Source organism: Thiohalocapsa halophila (assembly GCF_016583825.1).
GTDB classification, from domain to species: domain Bacteria; phylum Pseudomonadota; class Gammaproteobacteria; order Chromatiales; family Chromatiaceae; genus Thiohalocapsa; species Thiohalocapsa halophila.
In genome coordinates this window covers 36124-60778 of record NZ_NRRV01000028.1, presented here as the reverse complement: position 1 = coordinate 60778, position 24655 = coordinate 36124, and the positions used below count along the sequence as shown (strand labels likewise).

The 24655-nt window shown below is 68.3% G+C and carries 21 protein-coding genes; 12 read left to right on the top strand and 9 right to left on the bottom strand.

Annotated elements, in window-relative coordinates; all coding sequences use genetic code 11:
* Position 1: 1 nt before the first annotated feature.
* Positions 2-1033: a class I fructose-bisphosphate aldolase gene (locus CKO31_RS13030; protein WP_200238087.1), complete on the bottom strand. Its 1032-nt coding sequence runs from the start codon at positions 1031-1033 to the stop codon at positions 2-4.
* 303 nt (positions 1034-1336) lie between these two features.
* Here CKO31_RS13030 and CKO31_RS13025 point away from each other — a divergent pair, with 303 nt between their 5' ends.
* On the top strand, positions 1337-1678 hold the full coding sequence (locus CKO31_RS13025) for a rhodanese-like domain-containing protein (protein WP_200238084.1): 342 nt from the start codon (positions 1337-1339) through the stop codon (positions 1676-1678).
* Positions 1679-1913: 235 nt separating this feature from the next.
* Here CKO31_RS13025 and CKO31_RS13020 read toward each other — a convergent pair whose 3' ends face one another.
* From CKO31_RS13020 to crtD (CKO31_RS13005), 4 genes are all read right to left on the bottom strand, one after another.
* A complete protein-coding gene (locus tag CKO31_RS13020; protein ID WP_242475346.1) occupies positions 1914-2222 on the bottom strand; it encodes a hypothetical protein in 309 nt (102 codons plus the stop codon).
* A gap of 26 nt (positions 2223-2248) precedes the next feature.
* Complete coding sequence (locus CKO31_RS13015) at positions 2249-3079, bottom strand: carotenoid 1,2-hydratase family protein (RefSeq protein WP_498370614.1); 831 nt, start codon at positions 3077-3079, stop codon at positions 2249-2251.
* Positions 3080-3162: 83 nt separating this feature from the next.
* Positions 3163-4647 (bottom strand): 1-hydroxycarotenoid 3,4-desaturase CrtD, encoded by a 1485-nt coding sequence (gene crtD / locus CKO31_RS13010; protein WP_200238082.1) that lies wholly within the window; start codon positions 4645-4647, stop codon positions 3163-3165.
* A gap of 144 nt (positions 4648-4791) precedes the next feature.
* On the bottom strand, positions 4792-6309 hold the full coding sequence (crtD, locus tag CKO31_RS13005; RefSeq protein ID WP_200238104.1) for a 1-hydroxycarotenoid 3,4-desaturase CrtD: 1518 nt from the start codon (positions 6307-6309) through the stop codon (positions 4792-4794).
* A gap of 245 nt (positions 6310-6554) precedes the next feature.
* Here crtD (CKO31_RS13005) and CKO31_RS13000 point away from each other — a divergent pair, with 245 nt between their 5' ends.
* The 3 genes from CKO31_RS13000 to pufA (CKO31_RS12990) all read left to right on the top strand — a co-directional run bounded on the left by CKO31_RS13000 (position 6555) and on the right by pufA (CKO31_RS12990) (position 8246).
* On the top strand, positions 6555-7016 hold the full coding sequence (locus tag CKO31_RS13000; protein ID WP_200238079.1) for a hypothetical protein: 462 nt from the start codon (positions 6555-6557) through the stop codon (positions 7014-7016).
* A gap of 797 nt (positions 7017-7813) precedes the next feature.
* Complete coding sequence (gene pufB / locus CKO31_RS12995) at positions 7814-7957, top strand: light-harvesting antenna LH1, beta subunit (protein ID WP_200238077.1); 144 nt, start codon at positions 7814-7816, stop codon at positions 7955-7957.
* A 25-nt stretch (positions 7958-7982) separates the two neighbouring features.
* Positions 7983-8246: a light-harvesting antenna LH1, alpha subunit gene (pufA, locus tag CKO31_RS12990; protein WP_200238075.1), complete on the top strand. Its 264-nt coding sequence runs from the start codon at positions 7983-7985 to the stop codon at positions 8244-8246.
* A 300-nt stretch (positions 8247-8546) separates the two neighbouring features.
* Here the strand turns inward: pufA (CKO31_RS12990) and crtY are convergent, their stop codons facing one another.
* The gene (gene crtY / locus CKO31_RS12985; protein WP_200238073.1) at positions 8547-9755 is read right to left on the bottom strand and encodes a lycopene beta-cyclase CrtY; all 1209 of its coding nucleotides are present in this window, start codon (positions 9753-9755) and stop codon (positions 8547-8549) included.
* Positions 9756-10232: 477 nt separating this feature from the next.
* Here crtY and CKO31_RS12980 point away from each other — a divergent pair, with 477 nt between their 5' ends.
* The 3 genes from CKO31_RS12980 (at position 10233) to pufA (CKO31_RS12970) (ending at position 13281) form a co-directional block, all read left to right on the top strand.
* Entirely contained in the window at positions 10233-12137 is a 1905-nt protein-coding gene (locus CKO31_RS12980) for an FAD-dependent oxidoreductase (protein WP_200238071.1), read from the top strand.
* 635 nt (positions 12138-12772) lie between these two features.
* Positions 12773-12916 carry a light-harvesting antenna LH1, beta subunit gene (pufB, locus tag CKO31_RS12975; protein ID WP_200238069.1) on the top strand — a complete coding sequence of 48 codons (144 nt, stop codon included), beginning with the start codon at positions 12773-12775 and terminating at the stop codon, positions 12914-12916.
* Between the two features lie 110 nt (positions 12917-13026).
* On the top strand, positions 13027-13281 hold the full coding sequence (pufA, locus tag CKO31_RS12970) for a light-harvesting antenna LH1, alpha subunit (protein ID WP_200238067.1): 255 nt from the start codon (positions 13027-13029) through the stop codon (positions 13279-13281).
* Between the two features lie 458 nt (positions 13282-13739).
* On the opposite strand, the gene CKO31_RS12965 is transcribed toward pufA (CKO31_RS12970), so the two are convergent.
* Positions 13740-15152: a BCD family MFS transporter gene (locus CKO31_RS12965; protein ID WP_200238064.1), complete on the bottom strand. Its 1413-nt coding sequence runs from the start codon at positions 15150-15152 to the stop codon at positions 13740-13742.
* A gap of 469 nt (positions 15153-15621) precedes the next feature.
* Here CKO31_RS12965 and CKO31_RS12960 point away from each other — a divergent pair, with 469 nt between their 5' ends.
* The gene (locus tag CKO31_RS12960) at positions 15622-15834 is read left to right on the top strand and encodes a YgaP family membrane protein (protein ID WP_200238063.1); all 213 of its coding nucleotides are present in this window, start codon (positions 15622-15624) and stop codon (positions 15832-15834) included.
* A gap of 72 nt (positions 15835-15906) precedes the next feature.
* Here the strand turns inward: CKO31_RS12960 and CKO31_RS12955 are convergent, their stop codons facing one another.
* Both CKO31_RS12955 and chlG read right to left on the bottom strand, forming a co-directional pair.
* Positions 15907-17172, bottom strand: a complete 1266-nt coding sequence (locus CKO31_RS12955) for a geranylgeranyl diphosphate reductase (protein WP_200238060.1) — start codon at positions 17170-17172, stop codon at positions 15907-15909.
* 139 nt (positions 17173-17311) lie between these two features.
* Entirely contained in the window at positions 17312-18235 is a 924-nt protein-coding gene (chlG, locus tag CKO31_RS12950) for a chlorophyll synthase ChlG (protein ID WP_200238058.1), read from the bottom strand.
* 303 nt (positions 18236-18538) lie between these two features.
* On the opposite strand from chlG, the gene CKO31_RS12945 reads away from it, so the two are divergent.
* The 4 genes from CKO31_RS12945 (at position 18539) to CKO31_RS12930 (ending at position 24569) form a co-directional block, all read left to right on the top strand.
* Complete coding sequence (locus CKO31_RS12945; protein ID WP_200238055.1) at positions 18539-22669, top strand: DNA methyltransferase; 4131 nt, start codon at positions 18539-18541, stop codon at positions 22667-22669.
* A gap of 118 nt (positions 22670-22787) precedes the next feature.
* Positions 22788-23351, top strand: coding sequence for an REP-associated tyrosine transposase (locus CKO31_RS12940; protein WP_200238053.1), 564 nt, complete (start codon positions 22788-22790; stop codon positions 23349-23351).
* Between the two features lie 574 nt (positions 23352-23925).
* Positions 23926-24168: a ribbon-helix-helix domain-containing protein gene (locus CKO31_RS12935; RefSeq protein ID WP_200238050.1), complete on the top strand. Its 243-nt coding sequence runs from the start codon at positions 23926-23928 to the stop codon at positions 24166-24168.
* Positions 24165-24569 carry a type II toxin-antitoxin system VapC family toxin gene (locus CKO31_RS12930; protein ID WP_200238048.1) on the top strand — a complete coding sequence of 135 codons (405 nt, stop codon included), beginning with the start codon at positions 24165-24167 and terminating at the stop codon, positions 24567-24569. Before CKO31_RS12935 ends, CKO31_RS12930 begins: the two co-directional genes overlap by 4 nt.
* Positions 24570-24655 lie beyond the last annotated feature (86 nt).

The following is a 24655-nucleotide window of genomic DNA, read 5'->3' as shown; positions in this document are numbered from 1 at the left end:
GTCAGGCCGCTGCACGCTCCAGGTCCGGTGTGTATTCCCCGCGGCTGGCCAGCGCGTTCAGCTTGGCCCGATGCAGCAGGGCCTGGCTCGCCTGCTCCGCCTTGGCGGCATCGCCGCGCCAGGTCTCCAGCACTTGGTTCTGCAGCGCCCGCGCGTAGGAGAAGGTCAGCTGCCAGGGCAGGGACAGCTCCCGCGCCATCTGATTCATGGTGTTCAGGTGCTGGGTCGCTTCCTCATCGCTCTGGCCGCCGGAGAGGAAGGCGATGCCCGGCACCACCGCCGGCACCGTCTGCTGCAGGCAGCGCAGGGTCTGCTCGGCCACCTGCTCGACGCCCGCGCGCTGCGGGCAATCGGTGCCGGAGATCACCATGCTGGGCTTCAGGATCATGCCCTCGAAGTGGACGCCCTGGCGGTAGAGCTGCTCGAACACCTGGCGCTGGGTCTCGACGGTGACATCGAAGCTGGTCTCGATGGTATGCGCGCCGTTGATCAGCACCTCCGGCTCGACGATGGGCACCAGTCCGGCCTCCTGGCACAGGGCCGCATAGCGCGCCAGCGCATGGGCGTTCGCCTCCAGGCAGGCGCGGCTCGGTTTTTCCTCGTCGATGGCGATGACGGCGCGCCACTTGCAGAACTTGGCGCCGAAGCCGACGTACTCCGCGAGCCGGTCGCGCAGGCCGTCCAGGCCTTCGGTGACCTTCTCGCCGCCGCTCAGCGCCAGGTCTTTGGCGCCGGTGTCCACCTTGATGCCGGGCATAATCCCCTGGCGCTGCATCAGCTCGGGGAAGGGCTCGCCGTCGGTCGTCGACTGGCGGATGGTCTCGTCGTAGAGGATCGCCCCGCTGATGTAGTCGCCGAGGCCCGGCGTGCCGAGCAGGATGGTGCGGTAGGCGACGCGGTTGTCTTCGGTGTTGTCGACGCCCACAGCCTTGAGGCGCTTGCCGACTGTGGGTGTGCTCTCGTCCATGGCGAGGATGCCCTGGCCGGGCTCGACCATGGTTTTGGCGGTGTGGCGCAGCGTGCTCAGAGTCATGTGGGACCTCCGGATGGGTTGGGCTCGACGGCTTGAAAACTGCTCGTTTCCAACCCGACCGACCCTGAGGAAACCGCCCGGCGAATTCAACCGTCTCAGTCCGCCGAGCGCGCAGCGGTCGGACTGCCGGCCCGGGGCAACTGGCTCGTCAAAGGCCGTGACGCGCCCATCGGTGCTGATCTGCGACCGCGTGCGGCGGCATTGTCAAAACCCGGCCTGGTATTACCATTAAGACTGTATGGGATAAGGCCCGGGCGCGGCATGTTGCGCCCGCGCCTTGGGCATGGACCGACGGAGGGTCGTATGAGAACCTCGATCGCCGCCACCCGGGACGCCCGAGCCGGCCATATTCCCGGCGCCGTGAACATCCCCGGCGAGGACCTGGCCGCGAGCAGGGAGCGCTTTCCGCCCGTCCCCAAGGCCCCCATCGTGCTCTACGGCGACGACGCCCCGCAGGTCGCGCGGCAGCTAGTGGATTGGGGCTATCGCGCGGTGCGGTTGCTGCCCATGCGCTACGCGGACTGGGCCGCCGCCGGCAACCCTGTGGCCAGCGGGCCCGGCGCCGAGGCCATCGTCTACGACCCGAATCCCAAGCCCAGGGCCATCGTGGATGCCGAGGGCAAGGTGCGCCTCGTGGGCCGATAACGGGATCCTGTCGCCACGCACGACCCGAAAAGGACAAAGCTCCGGGCTTGGACCAAGCGAAGCGCAGGCCGTAGGGTGGACAAGCGCAGCGCAGTCCACCAAGCGGTGAGCCTACATCCGGTCTTTGAACGACTTTCGCGTGTGGCTTAGTACCGCTGAAGAGGACGATGCAACGGCGTCGACGGCGGCCATCCGTCTTCCCCGGCATCCGTCTCCGAATGGATGCCGTGCTGGGCTACGAGGGGCCGGAGCGCCCGCGCAGCACCAGATCCAGCACGTGCGACAACCCCGCCAGGGCCAGCAGCAGCGCGATCCAGGCCCACCCGGCCCCGGTGAGCGCGGCGCGCGCCACCAACAGCAGCAGCACGCCGGAGACCAGCGTCGGCCAGACGGCGCCGAGGCCCGGCCCGCGCCGGAAGCGGCGCCCGAGCCACCACAGCAGCGCCGCCTCGGCGAGCACCAGTAGGAGGATCAGGTCGATGACCAGCCCGGAGCGCAGGGCCCCGGCAAACAGGGGCCCGAGCACGTCTGCCATGTCCTGCATGAGGTCGGGCCTGGGTCAGCGCCGCATCACCGCCGCCGCCGCGGCATTCGGTACGGCAGCATGTGCTGCACGATGGGGGAGCGAAAGCGGTTCAGGGACAGGCTTTCGTGCACTGCGGTGATCGGCCGCCCCAACAGATGGGTGTCGATGACCGAGCGCGAGTAGAAGGGCGTGTCCTCCAGCGTCTTGGTCACCTTGGGCGGGCGCTCGGCATCCGCCTGGCTGCCGCGGGGCACCTGCCAGATGGGGGTGCGCGGCAGGCGGTGGTTCGGCGGCGGCTCGAATTCATCGACCCCCTGCGGCGAGAACCGCAGCGCCATCTGCTTCGGCCCGCCCTGGCGGCGGTCCATGTTGTAGAGGATGGCGCTCTCTTCCTCGGCGAATTCGCCGCGGGACCAGTCCCAGTAGACGAAGCCGTCCTCGATGGGCTCGTCGCCCCAGTTGCGGTCGAAGTAGGCGTGGCCGCTCCAGCGCAGCTCGGGCTTCTGGAGCTCCACCTCCACCCGTGCGCTCGGGGCCACCGGGCGCCAGCGGTGGCGGCCGGCCTCGTCCAGCGTGAAGACGCGCTCGTTGATGAAATGCGGGGTCACATGCACCCGCCCGCGCACGCGCTGGGGGATGGGCGTGCCGATCTCGTCGATGGCCACGGTGAGCCCCTGGTCCCAGTCCCAGTGCAGGCGGCTCGGACCGATGCCGAGCGTCGATGCACTCTGCTCGAGCGAGCCGGCGCGGCGCTCGGTCATGGTCCAGCGCCGCTCCTCGCCGTACAGGCAGACGTTGAGGGAGACATAGTCCCGCGGGTCTTCGGCGCCGCGCTTGCGGCCCTTGAAATAGTAGGGCGAGAAGACGCTGCCGATGAAAGCGATGAGGGTCAGCCCGTGCTTGCCGTCGTCGCTCAGGGCGTCGACATACCACCAGGCATAGCCGCGGGGCGGGACGCTCAGGTCGAGCTCAGGTCCTCGAGCACTGCCTCCGCCGCCAGGCGCCCGGAGATCGCCGCCATCGGCACCCCCGGACCCGGATGCACGCTGCCCCCCGCCAGATATAGTCGCGGCACCTTCGAGCGCGCCCCCGAGCGGCTGAACGGACCCTGCCAGCCATGGGACGTGCGCCCGTACAGCGCGCCCCCGGTGGCCGGGAACAGGTGCTCGAACTCCGTCGGCGTGGTGATGACCCGGCGCTCCGGCGCCAGGTCCACCTGCAGGCCGCAACGGGCCAGGAGGTTGAAGGTGTGCTCCTCGCATTGCTCGATTTCTCCGGCGTCGAAGGGTTGAATGTCGCCGCGCGGCGGGGCGTTCACCAGGCAAAACAGCCGCTCGGGGCCGCCGGGGTCGGTGCCGGCGTCGTTGCGGTCCTGGGCGCAGACGTAGACCGTGGGCTCGTCCGGAATGCGGCCCTGCTCGAAGATGGCCGAGAATTCGCCCGCGTAGTCCCGGCTGAAGAAGACATTGTGCCGCACCAGCGGGAAGCCGGACGTGGGCGCGTTGATGCTGAAGGTCACCGCCGACAGCGAGCGCGCCTTGACGCCGTGCCGGCGCACGGCACGCTTTGGCTTGCGCCCGAACAGGCCGGCCGCCAGGGCGGCGCTGTCGGCGTTGCACAGTACTGCATCCGCGGCCAGCTCTTCGCCGTTGGCGAGGCGCACGCCGGCGGCACGGCCGTGCTGTACCAGCACCTCGCTGACGGCGCTACCGAAGCGCAGGCTCACGCCGCGCTCGGCGGCCAGGGCCGCCAGCGCCGCGGGCAGCCGGTGGATGCCGCCCTCCACCAGCCAGACGCCGCCCAGCTCCACATGCGCGACGATGCCGAGCGTCGGCGGCGCCCGGAAGGGCGAGGAGCCGACATAGGTGGCATAGCGCCCAAAGAGCTGGCGCAGGCGCTCATCCGGAAAGAACCGCCCCAGGTCCTGCCACAGGGTCGAGTAGGGCTTGAGCCGCGCGACCGGGATGAGCCCCGAGTCCAGCACCAGCGATAGCGGTGTCGGTGCCGCTTCGTTGATGAAGGCCCGCTCCAGGGTACGGAACATGTCGTCCGCGCGGGCGCAGAAATCGCGGAAGAGCCGTGCCTGCCGGCTGCCGGCGAAGTCGCCGATGGCCTCCACCGAGCGCTCGATGTCGGCGTACAGGTCCAGGCGCTCGTCGGCGCTCCAGGCGTGGCGGGCGAGGACATCCGCCTGGCGCAGGTCGAGATGATCCCCGAGGCTCGCGCCGGCGGCGTCGAAGAGGTCCTCGAACACCTCACGCATGGTGACCACCGTGGGCCCGGAGTCCACCAGGGCGCCGTCGACGGCCACCTCACGCATCTTGCCGCCGGGCTTGGATGCGCGCTCCAGCAAGGTGACCCGCACCCCGCGGGTGGCGAGGCGCAGCGCGGCGGCAAGGCCGCCCATGCCCGCGCCGATGATGACGACGTGGTGCTCAGCCATGGCAATGTGCCGGTTGTCGGTACCGGCATGGGCCGGCGCCTGCGCCGCCGCAATCGGCGGCGGCGGTGCGGGAGAGAAGCGCCGGCGAAGGGGCGCGCTGGTCCTCGGGCATCGGCGTGTGGGCGGCGTCGCGCAGCCTGATGCTCAGCTCGCGCTGCGCCCGCTGCCGGCACCGAGGTCCAACAGCACCCGGTCCGCCGCCAGACGCCCGGAAATGGACGCCATCGGGATGCCTGGACCAGGATGGGCGCTGCCGCCGGCGGTGTAGAGACCGGAGATTTTGGTGACGGCGCCGGGACGGTCGAAGGAGCCCCACCAGCCGTGATTGACCCGCCCGAACACGGCCCCGCCCGAGGCGGGATAGGCCTGCTCGAAATGGGTGGGCGTGGTGACGGCCACCTCTTCGCTGTCGGCCAGGGTCAGGCCGCAGTGCTCCAGCAAGTGCATGACGCTCGCCTCGCAGCGGCGGATCTCGGCCTCCGGGATGGTCTCGGTGTCGCCGCGGGCCGGGGCATTCACCACCAGCAGCAGGCGCTCCGGCGCTGTCGGCGCCGGCGCGTCCGGGTCGCCGCGGTCTTGGGCGCAGATATACACCGTCGGGTCCCGGGGCAGATGCAGCTCGTCGAAGACCGCCTTGAACTCCGCCTTGTAGTCCGGCGGGAAGAAGACGTTGTGGTAGTGCATCGGGAAGCCTTGCGGGCGCGCCACCAGGTTCCAGGTCACCACGGAGTGCGAGCGCTTGGCGGCCGGGATCGGCGCCACCGCCGCGCGCGCCTCCTCGCCGAACAGGCCGGCGCCGAGCGCCGCCGCATCGGCATTGCAGATGACGGCGTCGGCGTCCAAGCGCTCGCCGTCGTCCAGCAGCACGCCGCATGCCTTGCCGTTGTCCACCAGGATCTCTGCCACCTTGGCGCCGTAGCGGACGCTCGCGCCGTTTTCCTCGGCGAGGGCCGCCAGGGCCTCCGGCAGCTGGTGGATGCCGCCGTCCACGGCAAAGACGCCGCGGCTTTCCACATCCGCCACCAGCATCAGCGTCGCCGGCGCCCGATAGGGCGAGGCGCCGACATAGGTGGCATAGCGGCCGAAGAGCTGCTTCAGGCGTGGGTCCTTGAAGTACTGCCCGAGCGCCTGCCAGAGGGTGAACACCGCCTTGATGCGCATGAGCTCGCTCAGGCCGTTCCAGCCGAAGCGCCCGAAGATGCTGATGGGCGTGGGCTGGGACGAGCGGATGAAGGGCTCGTCCAGCGCCTCGTAGACGCGCTTGGCATGGGCGGCGAAGCGGCGGAAGCCGTCCGCCTCGGCGGCGCCGGCGAACTCGGCGATGGCTTCGGCGGAGCGCTCGTGGTCGCCGTAGAGGTCCAGGCGCTCGTCGCGGCTCCAGGCGTGGCGGGCGAGCACGTCGGAGCAATGCAGCTTGACCCGCTCGCGGAAGTCGGCGCCGGCCTCTGCGAAGATTTCTTCGAACACCCAGGGCATGGTCAGCACCGTGGGGCCGGTGTAGAAGGACTTGTCGCCCTTGTGCTGCTCGCGCAGCTTGCCGCCGGGACGGTGGCCGCCCTCCAGGACGGTGACGTCCACGCCGGCCAGCGCCAGTTTGAGGGCGGCAGCGAGGCCGCCCATGCCGGCGCCGATGATGATCACACGTTTATTGAGCCCGGGCATGCCGTCTTGACCCTGTTTTGCTGTAGTCTTCACTCAAGTGTCTATCCTTCTAGACACCTAGTCGTGTCCAGTCTACACGACAGCCGTCGGGGGCCCCAAGTGACGGGGCGCAAGCAACCATGCGGAGACCCCCCTGCCGAGATCCCCCGAGCAGCCGGGGTATGCTCGAGCACGGGCCGCGAGGGCTTGGGGAGCCGCCGGCGCTTTCTGTGCGACAAGGGTTTCCATCGAGAGAGGAGCGAGCCATGCGATACGCAGCAAGACGAACCTGGCCCGAGAAGATCAAGGCATGGGAATACATCAGCGAAGCCGAGGACATGGAGGCCTTCGCGCTGATGTTCGCCGAAGACAAGCAGCTGGCGGCGGACACCGAGTTCGTCGTCATCGAGAAGGCGGGCGCCGAGTCAGAGATCGAGTTCTTCAAGGTGTCCCGTACCGAGCCCTACGCGCTCATCGCCGCCGAGCCGCGGGTGGAGAGCGCCTCCAATCCGGCGCCGGCGCCGGCCCAGGCGCAGAAGACCAGCAGCGGTGGGGGCTTGGGCTTCGGTCGGCAGGGCCAGCCCATGGACGGCGGCGCTGAGGCCATCGCCGGCGTCTGGCGCGCCATGTTCAGCAACGCGCTGTTCTTTGGCAAGGTTGGCGCAACGGCCATGCTGATCTTCGTCAGTGCCGTCTTCATGGCGAAGTGGTGGTTCAACGCCTGGTAACGGCCGGCCCCGCTCTGCCCGGCGCATGCCGCCGGGCGCCAGCGCCGGTCTCCGTGCACGAGGTCTCGGCAGCGACGGACGAGTCAGGGGCGGCGCTCTCGCGAGCTAGGCGGCCATCGTCCTTGTTGTCGGCCTTGGCAGGTCCTGCCTTTTTCGGCCGCAGCGGTTTCCCCGACGGCTTCGCCGACACCCCCAATCGCCATTTCTCCACCGCTGCACGCCGTCCGTCATCAGGGCGGCGCGGCTCCTGCGCGCGTGATACCCGGCCAGCCCGCGCGCCGGTCCCCGGCCGATGCCAGGGGCTCCCTGAGCCCGTCGAGCGCATTGCGCCGCGCAAGCCCGCATGCGCATGCGAGATCGGCCAGTCATTGCTTGCCGCCGGCCGGGGCCCGCAAAGCTGTAGGCCGGCTCGACGTCGGTAGGCCCGACACGCAGGCGGCTACAGTCGGCGCGGTGTCAGGGCAGCACTCATCTGCTCGCCGCGCTGCGGCTGCTTGCCGAGCCTCATGCGTCGCGACCTGCGGCAGCGCTACAGGAGCCGTGCGGACGGCGCAGTGGCGGCGCCGGACATGCCGGTCGGTTCCCGCGCGCGAGCGTCGACGTTCAACCCCAAAATTTTGTGTAAATCGACCTTGACACATCTGGATGTCAGGTTAGACTAACACCTGTGCCACGTCGTCGTGGCCGGCCCACCGCTCAAGCCCACGGCTTTTGGCAGGCGGGCGGCCTCAACGCCGGCGGGCCTTGGCGGCACCTTCAAGTGCCGATAGTGACGTAACGTTCCGGAGGTTATTTCGATGGCCGACCCCAAGAACCTGTCGGGTCTCACCGACGAGCAAGCAAAAGAATTCCACGAGCACTGGAAGCACGGCGTGTGGAGCTGGGTCATGATCGCGACCGTGGTCCACGTGGTCACCTGGGTCTACCAGCCCTGGTTCTGATTTCTGAACGACGAGGAGAATATTGATGAAAGTTCCCTATTTGATGGCTGACCCGTCCGTCGCCGAGCCTGATCATCCAGAAGAAGACTGGAAAATCTGGACCGTGATCAACCCCGCGACCTGGATGGTGCCGTTCTTCTTCATCCTGTTCGTCCAAATGTGGATGGTGCATTGGTACGCGCTCGGCCTGCCGGGCTACGGCTTCAAGGACAGCGTGCGGGTGAACGAGACCGCCGCCGTCGTGCAGCCGGCGCCGGAGCAGAAGGTCGCGCAGGTTCAGGTCCAATAAGGACCGCGCGCCGTCTACCGGCCGCGTTGGGCGCGTCCGCGCAATACGGACAGCCCACGAACAACGACGCGACCGGCGGGGCCTGCGGCAGCAAGAGCGCCGAAGCGCCGCGCCGCAGGCCGCAAGGAACTTGGCGACATGGATGTTGCGGTGACGGCCGTCACCGCGTCTCTATCTCCCCTCTGCGGATTCACTCAACCGCGCTGAGCCTGATGGCTGCGACTCGTTCCGCTATGCGGATGTCGGGACGCGGTGGGCCTCCGCGTTTTTGCGCGAGCCTTCTGTTGCGAAGGGCGCCCGTCACTCCGCTGATGAGGCGGCCGTTTGGACCTCCACCGGCCGCTCCGCGCGCTTGGCCCAGCCCTTCGGCGTCCAGGGCGCACCGACGTACATGATCCGCCACATGTCGATGGGGTTGTTGCGCATGGCGAAGAAGCGGTGGATCACCGGGTCCGAGACCATGTAGAAGCGCTCCATCAGGCGCCGGCGCTTGGCGCCGTGGAAGAAGCCGAACATCAGCAGGTTCAGGAAGGCCAGGAAATGCGACTGGATGCGCATGCCGCGGGTGAGCCGATGCCATTCGGGGCCGAAGGTGTCCGCGACGGGCACCGCCGACAAATGCTCGGCGAGCCGCGCCGCCGCCGCCAGTGAATAGCCGGTGCCCGGATTGAACCAGCCGCCGGCATAGCCGCCGGTGACGGGGCTCGCGTCCGGGGCCCGAAAATGGCTCCAGGCGGGCATGGGCAGTACGCCGACCTCCGTGCGCAGGACCTCGGCGACTTGCAGGCCCAGCCGTGGGGCCTCGGCGACGATGTCCCGGCGCAGGGCGTCCACGTCCAGGTCCGGTGCGTTGGAGAAGTAGGTGTCCTCGATGAGCACCCGGTCCGGCGCGAAAGGCAGCACATAGTGGAACCGAAAGCCGTCGCGCTGAGTACAGCGGCTGTCCATCAGTATCGGCGCGGTGAGATGCGTCGGCGTCGTGAGTCGGCACTCCAAGCCGACGAATTTTTGATAGCCGCCGCTGAAGCGCCCCCCGCCCATGGGCCGGGCCGCCTCGGGACCGCGGGCATCCACTACCACCCGGGCGCGCAGCCGGGTCCCGTCCGCGAGTCCGACGCTGTGGCCGTCCACTCCGGACACAGCGGTGCCGAGCCGCACGTCGATGCGCTCCGATCCGGCGGCGGCGTCCATAACCAGCCGGTGCAGGTGCTCGGAGCTCAGTGACCGATAGGCCCCCTGCACCCAGCGCGCCGAGTCGTCGAAGTAGAGCTGATAGCCGGGCCACTCGTACTCGATGATCGGCCGGGCCCAGTCCAGCGCGGTTTCGGGCAGGTCCTGCGCCTGGAAGGACCAGATGTGGTTGCCGCCGATAACCTCCCCCTGCTCCAGCAGCAGCACCGAGGCGTTCGGCTTGCGTGCCGCTAGCGCCAGCAGGATCAGCCCGTTCTGGAGCCCGCCACCTACCAAGAGATAGTCCGCATCGAAGGCGTTGGGCGTCGGTTGGGCCATGCTGGGCTCCTGCTTAGTTGAAACTGGCGGCGCACCTGCGTCTGCACGGGTGCGGGTGGGGCCGGGGTGGCGGCAGCTCGGGTTACCCTATCGCCAACCCGACTGCGGCTACGCCCTTGACGGGGTTGCAGGAAGCACACGCGCGTCTTACCGGCGGACGGCGATGGATTCGGCCGCGCACCACCGGGTTGATCCCGCAAGCCTAGCATGGACATGGCCTGCGCCTGCCTCGGCCCAGGGACTGCGGCGGCGCCTTCAGCGACCTTTCTTGCGGCGGGTCAACGCAGCGCCGCCGCAGTCTGCACAACGCCCGTGCTGAGCCAAGGAGGTTGATGGTCGTCAGCGCGGGGCGGCGATGCCGCACCCTAGACTCGCGTCTGATCAGCAGGCGCCGCAGCATCCCTCGGCGGCGCCCGGCTCCCGTCCCCCGCGCGCTGCCTGTGAGCGCCGCCCCTCGTCGTCAGGAAGTCCAAGCCCATGCAACGTCGTCGCTTCATCCGCAATGCCGGCATCGCCGCCGCGGCCGGCACAGCCTTCGGGGCCGCCGGCCTCTACGCCATCCAGCCCCGCCGCACGGTGCTGCCCTATGCCGCCGACAACAACGCCGAGCTGCCCATGGCGCCGGCGGAAAACAAGCGCGTGGTGGTGGTGGGCGGCGGGCTCGCCGGCATGGCGGCGGCCTACGAGCTCCTAAAGCGCGGCTTCCAGGTCACCCTGGTGGAGCGGGCGGACAACTTGGGCGGGCGCCTCACCGGCTGGAATGTGGATGTGAACGGCGAGACCATGGCTATGGAGCACGGCTTCCACGGATTCTTCAATCAGTACTACAACCTGAACGGTCTGCTGGACGAGATGGGCCTGCGCGGCAACTTCAAGCCCGTGCTGGACTATCCCGTCATCTTCAAAGATCCGGCCAAGGGCACCGAGAGCTTCACCAACACCACGACGCTGTTTCCGTTCAACTTGTTCGCAGTGGTGAACCAGGCCAAGTCGGTGTCGATCCTGGACTTCAACAACCCCTTCGGCAAGCTCTACGAGCTGATGCGCTACGACCCCGAGCGCACCTTCGCGAAGTTCGACGACATCGACTTCAAGACCTTCTGCGAGCGTGTCAATCAGCCGATGGTGGACACCATCATCGAGCCCTTCGCGCACACCTCCTTCAATCAGTTCGACCAGTACTCGGCCGCCGAGGGCATGAAGTTCTTCCACTTCTTCTTCCTCGGCAACCCCGATGGCATGGGCTACGACCAGACCATCGACGACGCCATGACCTCGGTCGTTACGCCCATGACCCAGCAGCTGAGCGAGCTGGGCGGGCGGGTGATCACCGGCGTGGAAGCGGACCGGCTGGTGGCGGGCGAGGGCGGCGTGCGCAAGCTCGTCATGAAGCGCCCCGGGGACATCCTCGACGGCCCGCACAGCGTGCCGGCGGCAGACATCGGCACGCAGTGGACCCCCTTCTGGCAGGGCGCGAACCTTTACTACGCCAAGCGCGAGGCGGACGGCGGTTACCGGGCGCTGTCCGGGCGCTGCACCCACATGGGCTGTCCAGTGGGGCTGGATGCGGCCACCGGCGGCTTCGCCTGCCCCTGCCATGGCGCCAAGTACGACGCCGAAGGCAAGCCCACCGAGGGCCCGACGGTGGTGCCGCTGGTGGCCTTGGACGCCGTGGCGGACGCGAGCGAGCAGGTCACCTTTCAGCCGCGGGCGGAGCACAAGACGCCGGAGCTGGAGGCCGATTATTTCGTGCTCGCCTGCGATGTACCGGGGCTCCAGGGTATCGTCGCCCGCTCCGAGCTGCCCCAGCGCGGCTTCGTGCAGAGTGTCGCGGGGCTCGGCGTCGCCGACCCCTACATCGTCTGGCGCCTGTGGCTGGACCGCGAATGCCCGCCCATGGCCGTGCCCTTCTACACCGTGAGCGGCTGGCGCTACACCGACAGCATCGCCATCTACTCCCAGATGCAGCCCGAGTACGAGGACTGGGCGCGGCGCCACCGGGGCTCGGTGCTGGAGCTGCACGCCTACGCCGTGGAGCCCGAGAACGTCATCGACGAGGCCGAGATCAAGCGCATCATGCGCGCGGAGCTGGACGAGCTGATCCCCCAGCTCAAGGGCGCCAAGGTGCTCTATGACGTCTACGCCATGCAGCAGAACTTCCCGCGCTGGGCCCCCGGCGACTACCAGGACCGCCCCGGCATCGAGACCCAGGTGCCGAACCTCTTCCTAGCCGGCGATTTCGTGCGGCTCGAGGTCCCCGCCAACCTCATGGAGGCCGCGACCATGACCGGGCGCATCGCCGCCAACCGCATCCTCGCCGCCGAGGGCCTGCGCGAGAATCCCATCCCGACCGTCGACCTCGAGGGTCCGCTCGTCCTCTGATCACCGGGCTTGCCGGCTGCTAGCCGGCCGCGCCCGCCACGGGCGCTCGCCAGCGCCGATTCTGCTCACAGCAGTAGCCTGCGAGTGCAGCAGCGTAAAAGCAGCGCTGCCAAGGACCCAAGGCGCGCTGGCACTCCCGCCAGGCAATCAGCCTGATCCCCCGTGGGAGCGGCCTCTGGCCGCGACAAGATCCCCTGCGGCAACAGTCGCGGCAAGGATGCCGCTCCCACGCGCGCGCTCACCGTGCACAGCGGCCTCTGGCCGCGACAACAGCCTCTGCCGCATCGCGGCAGGGAAGCCGCTCCCATGCGCGCGGTCACTGTGGGAGCGGCCTCTGGCCGCGAGGACTTCCAGAGGCGCCGGAGCCGGTCGCGGCAGGGATGTCGCTCCCAGCGGGTTGCAGCGCGGTCGTGCGAATCGCCTCCTGGCCGTCTTCGAACATCAACCGTAAAAAAAATCTGTAAATCGACCTTGACACATAGAGCTGTCAGGTTAAACTAACACTCGTGGATCGCGACAAACGCCCTGGATGCCCGGCATCCCCAGTGAGCGCAGCCGTCATCCGCACATCGGAGTGTCCCGTTCGGATCCGCCGGGCGGCACTCGAATCAAATCCCTCACCGGAGGTTATTTCGATGGCCGAATCCAAGAACCTGTCGGGCCTCACCGACGAGCAAGCAAAAGAATTCCACGAGCACTGGAAGCATGGCGTGTGGAGCTGGGTCATGATCGCGACCGTCGTCCACGTGGTCACTTGGGTCTATCAGCCCTGGTTCTGAGCAAAGCTCCTGACCACCGGTTCTGAACCCTGTTTCTGAGCCAGCCCTGGCTCTGACTGACACCGACCAACGCGCTCAGCGCGCCAAGGTTTCGCAACGAGGAGATCCCGATGAAAGTCCCGTATTTGATGGCCGACCCCAAGATCGCCGAGCCTGATCATCCAGAAGAAGACTGGAAGATCTGGACCGTGATCAACCCCGCCACCTGGATGGTCCCCTTCTTCTTCATCCTGTTCGTGCAGATGTGGATGATCCACACCTACGCGCTGGCTCTGCCGGGCTACGGCTTCAAGGACAGCGTGCAGGTCGCTGAGGCTCCGGCGGCTGTGGAAGCGCCGGCCGCTCCGGCTGCTCCGGCCCAATAAGCCAGGCCCAATAAGCCAGGCCCAGCAAGCAAGCAGCCGCTTCGGCTCTGCGGAGCCGACCCTGCGGCGGCCTGAAGGCAGTCCATCGGACCAAAGCCCCAGGCCGCCGGCTGCGCATCTCAGCTGATGCGCCGCACAAGGCCCGGTGTCGACCGGGCGCCGCTCCCAACGCTTCGGGAGCAGCGCCCGCGTCGGCACCGGGCCGATACTTTGTGCGCTCAGGAAATCTCCACCCACTGAGGCTCGGCGGCCTGCATTGTGAGGAGCCAAGGATTGGTGCAATCCGAGCAGCTAGCCGTCATGCACCGGCGGCTTCGATGCCGATGCCGTCGCTTGACGGGCGGCGCCGCGCCGGCGGAGATGCTGGCGGCTCGCGGGCGCGGAGGGTGCGCGGGCGGGGTGTGCCCCCACGGCCTCGCGGATGCTCGGCCGGGGGTCGCTGGGGGCTGACGCCTAGGCTAGGGCATCTGATCGAGTCCGAACTGGCCCTCGGCGGGGCGGGCCTGCTGTCGGTCGCGGCGGGCGCGCAGCACCAAGGGCAGCAGCACGATGAACGCCGCCGCGAGGAGCACCACCTCGATGATGTAGACGAAGCGGTAGCCGACGGAGATCTCGGTGAGGTCGGGCCCGAGGGAGCCGCCCACCGCGAGCCCGGTGGTGACGTCCCGCAGCGCGCCACCCAGTGCAATGGCCACGCCCTGCGAGGTGGCCTGCACCGCGCCCCAGGCGCCGAGCGCGAGGCCCGCATGGCCACGCTCGGCCAAGCCCATGGCGGCGGTCAGCGTGCCGACGCCGAGCAGTCCGTTGCCGAAGCCGATGAAGCCGGTGCCGATGCGAAACACCAACGGTGACTCCACCGTGGCTGCGGAGATCACCAGCAGAAAGCCGCCGATGCCGACGACAGTACCGAAGGCTGCAAGGCGGTAGGCGTCGCCGCCGCGGCTCAGCACGAAGCCTGCCAGCACGAAGGCCAGGAAGGTGCCGCCGGCGAGGATGGCGGTGAGCCTGGTGGTTTCGCTGACGGTGAGCCCCAGCACCTGGGCGCCATAGGGCTCCAGCAGGATCTCCTGCATGCTGAACCCGGCGGTGCCGAGCCCGACGGCGATGAGCAGCCCCGCCGAGCGCCCACCCTTCATGAAGGCCTGCCAGGTCTCCTTGAACGGCGGGCGCGGAATCTGCGCCACTGCGCGCTTGAGATCGATGGACTCCTGCTTCCAGGCGGCGATGAAATTGAGCACCAGCGTGGCCAGTGCCGCGGCGTGCACCACCTCCACCAGGCGCTTGTGGGAGAAGTCCTCCAGCAGGTGGCCAAAGAGCAGCGCACTCGCGCCCATGCCGAGCAGCAGCGTGGCGTAGAGCAGGGCGACCACACGAGGGCGCTTGTCTTGCGGCGCCAGGTCCGTGGCCAGCGCCAGGCCCGCGGTCTGCACCGTGTGCAGGCCGGCACCCACCAGCAGGAAGGAGACGGCGGCGAAGAACTGGCCGACGAAAATGAGCTGGTTGGTCTCGTCCGACAGGATCAGGATGCTGTACGGCATGATGGCGAAGCCCCCGTACTGGAGCATGCTGCCGAGCGCGATGTAGGGCACCCGTCGCCAGCCGAAGGCGGAATGATGATAGTCCGAGCGATGGCCGATGAGGGCGCGGAAGGGCGCGAACACCAAGGGCAAGGCCACCATCAGCGACACCAGCCAGGCGGAGACGCCGAGCTCCACCACCATGACGCGGTTCAGGGTGCCGTAGAGCAGCACCATGGCCATACCCACGGACACCTGGAACAACGACAGCCGGAGCAGCTTGGGTAGCGGCAATTGCTCGGTGCCGGCGTCCGCGAATGGCAGGCGGACGATCCAGTTCATCACGCTCTTCATGTCTGGACTCTCTTCGGTGCTTCTGGACAGGTTGGGCTTGCGGGGCGGGTTGCTCGGTGGCGCGGGCGCCGGGCTGGCTGAGATGCTGACAGTCGCGTCTCGAGTGACGTGGTCGCCTACCCGACCTGCCGCCGTGGTCGCAGCTTGAGCGGGCAGGCCGTTCCGGGCGCTGGCGGTCATGCCCTAGCCGCCGTGGGGATACTAGGGTATCCGGGCGCTCGGACAAAACGCGAATCCGCAGGGCTCCCTGTGGGAGCGGCGCCCCGCCGCGACGGCTGCGCTCGCGCGCGTGTCGCGGCCACAGGCCGCTTCCACAGGCGCACAGGTTGTCGCTCGGCGCTCTGCTACACTCGGGCGCTGGAGTCACCTCAGGCACCGAAGCGCGCTCGGGCCTGTCGAACAACACAGGCTCAGCCGTGCCCGGGCGCCCGGCTGTTTTCATTCTCATTTACCACGGAGTACAAACCCCATGGCCTTGCCCAAGAACGTCGGTCAGCGAGACAGCACCATCCGCCTCATCGCCGCCGCGGTGATCATGATCCTGAGCTTTTTCGTGCCCGGTATGGGCCTGCAGATGCTGCTGGTCGCCGTGGCGCTGATCCTGCTTTTCACCAGTTGGCGGCGCACCTGCTTCGCCTACCTACCGCTCAACATCGACACCACCAAGAAGGACCAGGGCTGAGCGCGCCCCGGGCCCGCCACGCGCGGGCCCGCCAACTGCGGCCGCCGGGCTGTCCCGCGCGCAGCGGGCGCGTCAGGATGAGGGCAGCCGCGTGGCTTCGCTATCGGCGGCTGCGGCCTTCTTGCGCCAGGGCGACACCACGCCCAGCAGGTGCGCCATGTCCTTGAAGAAGATGCGCACGTGCGCCGCCGGCTTGGCCTTCACCAGCTTCTTGTGCATGTAGGCCTGCCAGGTGAGGTGCTGGATGTCCGGATCGTCGCAGAGGCTGACGAAGCGTTCACGGCGCTTATCGCTCTTGTACCAGAACTTCTGCATGATCCCGAGGATCCAGAACACCCGCCCGTGCTGCTTCATGAAGCGCTTGCGCGCCATGGCCAGCGCCTTGGCTTGGCCTGTCACCAGTAGCTCCTCCACCGCCTCCCCGGCGAGCCGTCCGCCCACCAGCGCGTAGTAGATGCCTTCGCCGGAGGCCGGTGCGACCACGCCGGCGGCATCACCGGCCAGCACCACGTCTTGGCCGTTGTCCCATTTGGGCAGCGGATGCAGCGGGATGGGGGCGCCCTCGCGGCGCAGCGTCTCGCACTGATCGAGCCCGGTCTCCTTGCGCAGCTGGTCCACCGCGTCGTGCAGGGAGAATCCCTTCAGCTCCGTGCCGACGCCGATGCTGGTGGTCTCCCCATGCGGGAAGATCCAGGCGTAGAAGTCCGGCGAGAGCTTGCCCTGATAGTAAACGTCGCAGCGGCTCGGCTCGAAATCGTGCAGGCCCTTGCCCGAGGTGGGCGCCGGCGAGCGCACGATCTCGTGGTAGGCCGCCACGTGGGGTAGCTCCTTGGCGCCGGGAATGCACTGCTTGGCCACCGCGGACATGGCGCCGTCGGCACCGATGACGGCCTTGGCGCGCACCGCGATGTCTTCGTTTCGGTCCGCAGACTCGGCTGGGCGATAATGGATCAGCGCCGTGCCGTCTGTATCGCGGGTCAGCTTGGTGAAGGTGCCATGGCGCCGCTCGGCGCCGGCGCCCGCCGCGCGCTCGCGCAGCCACTCGTCGAAGGGCTCGCGGTCCACCATGCCGACGAAGCCGCCGTCGATCGGCATGTCCACGTGCCGGTCGCTCGGCGCCACCATGCGCGCGGAGCTGATCTTGGCCACCAGCTGCGAGTCCGGGATCTCGAACTCCTCGATGGCCTTCGGCGGAATGGCGCCGCCGCAGGGCTTGATGCGCCCGGGGCGGTCCAGCAGCAGCACCCGGCGCCCGCGCCGGGCCAGATCGGTCGCCGCGGTGGCGCCGGCGGGGCCGCCGCCGACGACGACGGCATCGAAGGTGTCTGAGTTCGTCATAGCTGTCACCTGATGTTCGTCTTGGCCGTTACCTTCGCGGCTTCAAGTGTCTAGGGCTGAGGGCTGAGGGCTGAGGGCTGAGGGCTGAGGCGGAAAGATCGCCGAGAGCGCCCCTCAGCCCTCAGCCCTCAGCCCTTCCTTAAAGAGGTGTATTGCCAGCAACCGCCGCCCGCACCGCGAAGGCACTGACCATCATGCCGGTCACGTAGACCGTCACGCCGAGTCCACTGAGCCAGGTCGCGCGCTTCAGCGGGTTCTCCAGGAAGCGCAGCATCAGCACCCCCTGCACCATCACCAGGCCGGCGACGGCGGCGGCGTGTACCGGTTGGATCCAGGCGAACAACAGCCCCACGACGATGAACTGCGGCGTCATCATCACCACGCAGGCCACCCAGGCCGCGGCCTTGACGCCGAGCTGCACCGGGAGGGTGCGCACGCCGAGCTGGCGGTCGCCCTCGATGGCCTTGAAGTCGTTCAGGGTCATGATGCCGTGGGCGCCGAGGCCGTAGAGGAAGGCGAGCCAGAGGATGCGCTCGTCCGGCATGGCGCCCCCCAGCATGACCGCGGCGCCGGTGATCCAGGCCAAAGTTTCATAAGAGAAGCCAACGGCGGCGTTGCCGAGCCAGCCGTTGTTCTTGAGCCGCAGCGGCGGCGCCGAATAGATCCAGGCGAAGATCAGCCCGACCACGGTGGCCAGGAAGACCCAAAGACCCAGGGCCGCCCCGAGTATCAGCGACAGCACCGTGCCCGTCACCGCCATCTTGTAGCCCCAAAGCCCCGGCAGCCGCCCGGAGGGAATGGGCCGGCCCGGCTCGTTGATGGCGTCGACGTCCCGGTCGTACCAGTCGTTGACCACCTGGCTGGTGGCGCACACCAGCGGGCCGGTGAGGATGACGCCGGCGATGAGCAGGCCCCAATGCTCCAGCACATCCACACCCGAGGACACCACGCCGCAGGTGAAGGCCCACATGGGCGGGAACCAGGTGATGGGGTGCAGCACCTCCAGCATGGCCTTGGGCTGGGGGCGGGCGGGGATAGCTTGCTCGGAGGCCGTCTCTGTCATGCGCGGTGCTCGATTCGGTGGAACGCGGGCGGCTCGGCACGGCGCGCTGGGCACCTAGGCCCGTCGCCGGCGGCGCGCGAACGGAAGCGGCAGTCTAGCCCGAAGGTCCCTGCCGTTGGCCGCAGCCTGCGACTCGGCTGACCCGCGTCAACACCGCTTGACGTCAATCTGACCAACGCCCCCACTGAAAGGCAGCGTCCCCCGCTGTCCCCCGGGGCTGGGAGCCGAAGGCGCACTCGGGATGCAAGCGTGGCGCCCGCTCGTGTACGCTAGGGGCTTGCCTGCACGCCTTGGCCAGACGCTATGCCCCCAGAGGACGCCGCCGCAAATGTGAGCCCGGACTCGGGTCCGGACACTATAGACGCCTTCATCGCCCGCTGGCAGCAGGCGGATGGCTCCGAGCTGGCCAACTACCAGCTCTTCGTCACCGAGCTCACGGCTCTGCTCCGCCTGCCGCCGCCGAACCCGGCGCAGGCGGACCAGGCGCAGAACGCCTATGTCTTCGAGCGCCGCGTCACCTTCCACCAACCCGACGGTAGCCAGAGCATCGGGCGCATCGACTGCTACCGTCGCAGCTGCTTCGTGCTGGAGTCCAAGCAGTCGGGCCTGCGCATGCAGTCCACCGCCTGGGACGCGGCCATGCTCAAGGCCCACGCCCAGGGCAGCAGCTACGCCCGCGCCCTGCCGCCGGAGGAGGGCCGCCCGCCCTTCCTGCTGGTGACCGACGTCGGCCGCCACATCGGCGTCTACGTCGACTTCACCCGCTCCGGTGCCAACTACATCCCCTATCCGGACGCGCTCTCGCACCGGATCTATCTGCAAGACTTGCGCCGGCCCGAGATCCGCGAGCGCCTGCGTGCCATCTGGCTGGACCCGCTCTCCCTGGACCCCGCCCGGCGCAGCGCGCGGGTCACCCGCGCCATCTCCGCCAAGCTCGCCGGGCTCGCCAAGTCCCTCGAGACCGCAGGAGCGCCATCCCCGCCGCGACCGGACGCACAGGAAGACCCCACGCCGGAGACACCCCGCCCACAACCGGCACGCGGCACCGACCCGGAGCAGGTGGCAGGCTTCCTGATGCGCTGCCTGTTCACCATGTTCGCAGAAGACGTCGGCCTGCTGCCCGAGCGCGCCTTCAGCCAGCTGCTTGCGGACATGCGCGACGACCCCGACCACCTGCCGCACCTGCTGCGCCAGCTCTGGGCGGACATGAATGCGGGCAGCGCCTTCTCCGGCGTGCTGCGCGCGCCGATCCCGCACTTCAACGGCGGCCTGTTCGCGGAGCCCGAGGCCCTGCCCCTGACCCGGGCGCAGATCGACGGCCTCATCGATGCCGCCCGCGCCGACTGGAAGGAGGTGGAGCCCGCCATCTTCGGCACCCTGCTGGAGCGCGCCCTGGACCCGGTGGAGCGCCACAAGCTCGGCGCCCACTACACCCCGCGCGCCTATGTGGAGCGCCTGGTGCTGCCCACCGTCATCGAGCCCCTGCGCGCCGAATGGGCCAATGTCCAGGCCAGCGCCTACCGGCTGGACCAGGACGGCAAGCGCGCGCAGGCCATCGAGCAGGTGCGCGCCTTCCACCGCCGCCTCTGCACCCTGCGCGTGCTGGACCCGGCCTGCGGCAGCGGCAATTTTCTCTATGTGACGCTTGAGCACCTGAAACGCCTGGAAGGCGAGGTCCTGGAGGCCCAGGCCGACCTCGGCTTCACCCAGCAGGGCCTGGAGCTGGAGGGCGCCACCGTGAGCCCCGAGCAGATGCTGGGCCTGGAGACCAACCCCCGCGCCGCGCGCATCGCCGAGACCGTGCTCTGGATCGGCTACCTCCAGTGGCACTTTCGCACCTACGCCAAGACCCCGCCCCGCGAGCCCCTGCTCAAAGACGCCCACAACATCCAATGCCGCGACGCCGTCCTCGCCTGGGACGACATCGCCTTCGAGACCGACGCCCAGGGCCGCCCCGTCACCCGCTGGGACGGGCGCACCACCAAGCCCCACCCCGTCACCGGCGAGCCCGTGCCGGACGAGGGCGCCCGGGTGGCGGTGGAGCGCTACATCAACCCGCGCCCGGCCGCGTGGCCGGAGGCCGATTTTGTGGTGGGGAATCCGCCGTTCATCGGCGCCAGCACCATGCGCCGGGCCCTGGGCGACGGCTATGTCGAGGCCCTGCGCGGCGCCTACCTGCAGGTGCCCGAATCCGCCGACTACGTCATGCACTGGTGGCACAAGGCCGCCGGCCTCGCCCGCACCGGCCACATCCAGCGCTTCGGCCTCATCACCACCAACAGCCTGCGCCAGACCTTCAACCGACGGGTCATCGCCCACCACATGGAACAGAAGCAGCCGCTGTCGCTCGCCTTTGCCATTCCGGATCATCCCTGGGTGGACAGCGCCGACGGCGCACAGGTGCGCATTGCCATGACCGTCGGCCAGCCCGGCAGCGAGCCCGGTGAGCTGCGCACCGTCGTCGCGGAGCGGTCGGTGGGTGGGGAGGGGTTGGATGTCACTCTCGATAAGCGCCTGGCGATGATCTTTTCAGACCTTAGTGTGGGAGCTGATGTGACGTCTACTGTTCCGTTGGCAGCAAACTCGTCATTGTGTTTTCGCGGCGTTCAGCCAATAGGAATGGGTTTTGTGATCAACGATGCCGAAGCCAAAGACTTGGGTCTGGGCCGTGTTAAAGGTCTACAGAAGTACATTCGCCGCTACCGGAACGGTAAAGATCTCACGCATTCACCCAGGAATGTACTGATCATCGATCTGTTTGGCTTGGACATTGGTACGGTGCGATCCGAATTTCCGGAGGTGTATCAGTGGATATTGCACCGAGTTAAGCCCGCGCGAGACCAAAACACGCGCAAGAGCTATCGGCAAAATTGGTGGACCTTTGGAGAGCCGGTAGTGGAAACGCGCCGATCCTTGAAAGGTCTTAAGCGCTACATTGCTACAGTGATGACTGCCAGACACCGCTTTTTTCAGTTCCTCGAAAGCGATGTATTGCCTGATCAGAAAATCGTCACCGTAGCACTGGAAGATGCATTTTCGCTTGGTATTATCTCTTCCAGGACGCACTGTCTATGGGCTATGAGGACAGGCGGATGGCTCGGGGTAGGCAATGATTCTGTTTACTCGAAGTCGCGGAGTTTTGCGCCGTTTCCGTTTCCGTTTCCGCATTCCGATACCTCGGTGGAAACATATGACTCGCATACTGCGCAGCGTAACAACGGCGCAAACCAAAGCCTACAGCGGCATGACGCGCCGGATGGACTTGACTCGCAGGCAGGCGGTGCTGATGTTGCGGCAGCGCGCCCGTTGCGTGAAACAGTTCCGCCCGCGGACGCCACCGGCACGCCAGACCGAGCGGTGGCAGCGAGCGGCCGTGTTGATGCCGATTTCGATGTCGATTTCGATGCCGATACCGATGGACTCGACTCCACCGCTGAACTCGCGCGCAGCCACCTCAGCGCAGAGCCCAGTGCGGCGCCGGAGTGGTCGGATGCGCCCCGTATTTCGTACTCCGTACCCCGTACTGCATCCGCAATCGCAAACCTCGCGGAACAGATCGATACGCACCGCAAACGCCAACAGGCGCTGCACCCCGACCTCACCCTGACCAACGTCTACAACGTTCCTGGAGCGCCTGCGCCGCATCGCCCACGTGCCGGACGAGCCGCCGCTGACGCCCAAGGAGCGCAAGGTCCACGACCAGGGCCTGGTGTCCGTGCTCGCCCAGCTCCACGACGAGCTGGACGCCGCCGTGCTCGCCGCCTACGGTTGGGCCGACCTCGCCCCGGCCCTGGTGGGCCGCCCCGGTGGCACCACGCCCTGGCCGGACAAGCCCGCCGAGCAGGCCGCGGCGGAAGAGGACCTGCTCACCCGCCTAGTCGCGCTGAACCGCGAGCGCGCCGCCGAAGAGGCCCGCGGACGGGTCGCGTGGCTCCGGCCCGACTTCCAGAACCCCACCGGCGCCGGCACCGAGCAGGCCGCCGCCGAGATCGCCGTCGCCGCCGTGGAGCCGGCCGCCGCCGCCAAGGCCCCCTGGCCCAAGACTCTGCCCGCCCAGTTCCAGGCCGTGCGCGCCATGCTCGCGGACCAGCCCGCCCCCGCCGACGCCGAGCACATTGCCCGCCAGTTCAAGCGCGCCCGCACCAAGCAGGTCGCCGAGCTCCTGGAGACCTTGGAAGCCCTCGGCCAGGTCCAGCAGCCCGAGCCCGGTCGCTACGCCGCCTGAGCCCCGGGAGCGCCGAGTTTCACTCGGCGACGCCACGCACAGCCTGCTACCCTGTGTACAAACTGGGGTCACCCATGGCAGGCTCGTGCCCACCTTGGGGGCGCCGAGCTCCACTTGGCGACGACGCGCGTGCAGTATCCCGTTGCGGGGGCGGTGAAAGTTGTTTGGGCTGGGGGCATTTGCCGTCTCGCGGCGGGTTTGCCGAGTGAAACTCGGCGCCCCCAGGGTTGGGCCGAGTGAAACTCGGCGCCCCCAGGCGGCGGCGTCGGGGCGGCGGTTGGTCGGGTGTCTGCCGCTGGGTGGTTACTGGGCTTGGAGGAGGATGCCATGAGTGAGCCGAAGGGCTGGTACTCCCGCGGCTATCTGCCGCACCTGGATTGCCCGGGGCTGTTGCAGTTCATCACCTTTCGGCTGGGGGACTCGCTGCCGGCGGCGGTTTTGGGGCGCATCCGCGCGGAGACGCGCGGCGACGAGGCGGCGCGGCGCAAGCGCATCGAGCAGTATCTGGACCAGGGTCGCGGCGCCTGCTGGCTGCGGCGCCCGGACGTCGCGCGCCTGGTGGAGGCGGCGCTGCTGCATTTCGATGGGACGCGCTACCGGCTGCTCAGCTGGGTGGTGATGCCGAATCACGTGCACGTCCTCATCGAGACCTTTCCGGATCATCCGCTGGCCAAGGTCGTCCAGAGCTGGAAGGCCTTCACCGCCCGCGAGGCAAACCAATTGCTCCACCGGGCGGGCGAGTTTTGGGACCGCGAGTACTTCGACCGCTACATCAGAGACGACAGGCACCTCGCCGCCGTGCACCGCTACATTGCGCAGAACCCGGTCAAGGCGGGGCTGGCGGCGCGGGCGGAGGATTGGCCCTTCGGCAGTGCGGCGCGGGGCGATTGAGCGGCAGCGGAGGGGATCGCCGAGTGAAACTCGGCGGCCCCGGGCTGCTCCCTTCTGGGGGCGCCGAGTTGTACTCGGCGACACCGCGCCAAGGCTGGCCGACACGTACCGCGCCCCGGCGGGATATCCGGCCGATGGCGCAGGGCAATGGCACGCCGGGCATGCGCTGTGGCTGGGCGAAGTCCAGAGTCCAGCTCTGCAACAACGGTGCGCGAGCACGCTGTCGCGTGCATGAGTGGGCCTAAGAGGACAGCGGTGCGGCCATCAAGGTCGGCGATATCGGTGCCGCCGTGCCTACGCCGCCACCCCGCTGCTGACCCTGCTCGGCCTCGGCGCCATGGGCGTGTCGGCCTACCGCCGCCGGCGGGAGGAGGGCCTGAAGCGTTTGGCCGACGAGCCGGCCTGAATGGCGGAGGACGACTGAAGTCGGCGAAGCCAGGGCGTCGTCGCCGGGTCCGCTGGCTTCAACCAGACGGCGCTCGGCACTGGCGTCGCCGCTGGGCGTCGGACGCACCCCGGCGTGCGGTATGGCTTTGCTAGTATGGCGCCATCACTCGGCACGGAGCACCTATCCATGCACAGAACCACCGTGATGTTGCCGGAGGCGCTCAAACGCGCCGCCCAGGCCCATGCCTGCCAGCGCGGCATCTCGCTCGGCGAGTTGCTGCGGGAGTCTCTGGAATATCGCCTGCGACAGCAGCCGGTCGCACGCTCGCACGACCCCTTGTTCGGCGACCAGACGGTCCATGCGGACGACGGCCCCCAGGATGCCGCTGAGGGTCACGATGCGTTGCTCTACGACGACTCCGCGGCGTGATCTTCATCGATACCGGGGCCTTCCTGGCGCGCCACCTGAGCCGCGATCAGCACCATGCCGAGGCCGTTGCCGGCTGGCGGGCCTTGGCGCAAGCCGAGGTGGAATGCTGCACCAGCCATTTCGTGCTGGATGAATTGTTCACGCTGCTTGGGCGCCGCGCCGGCTACGCCTTCGCGGTCGAGCGCGCCCGCGCCATCTATGCATCGTCGGTCTTGACCATCCTGCGGCCCGATCGCGACTGCGAGATGGCCGCCATCGACTGGATGGCGCGCTTCGCGGATCAGTCCGTCAGCTTTACCGACTGCATCTCGTTCCAGTTGATGCGGCTCAATCGAATCGATACCGCCTTCACCTGTGATCGGCACTTTGAGCTGGCCGGATTTCGGTGTTGGCGAGGCTAGGGCAGCGCTGAGCGGCTCCACCTTCCGCCGCTCGGAGGCATTCCGTATCGCGTTGAATGGAGGCGTCAATGTTCCGGCCTCTGGTG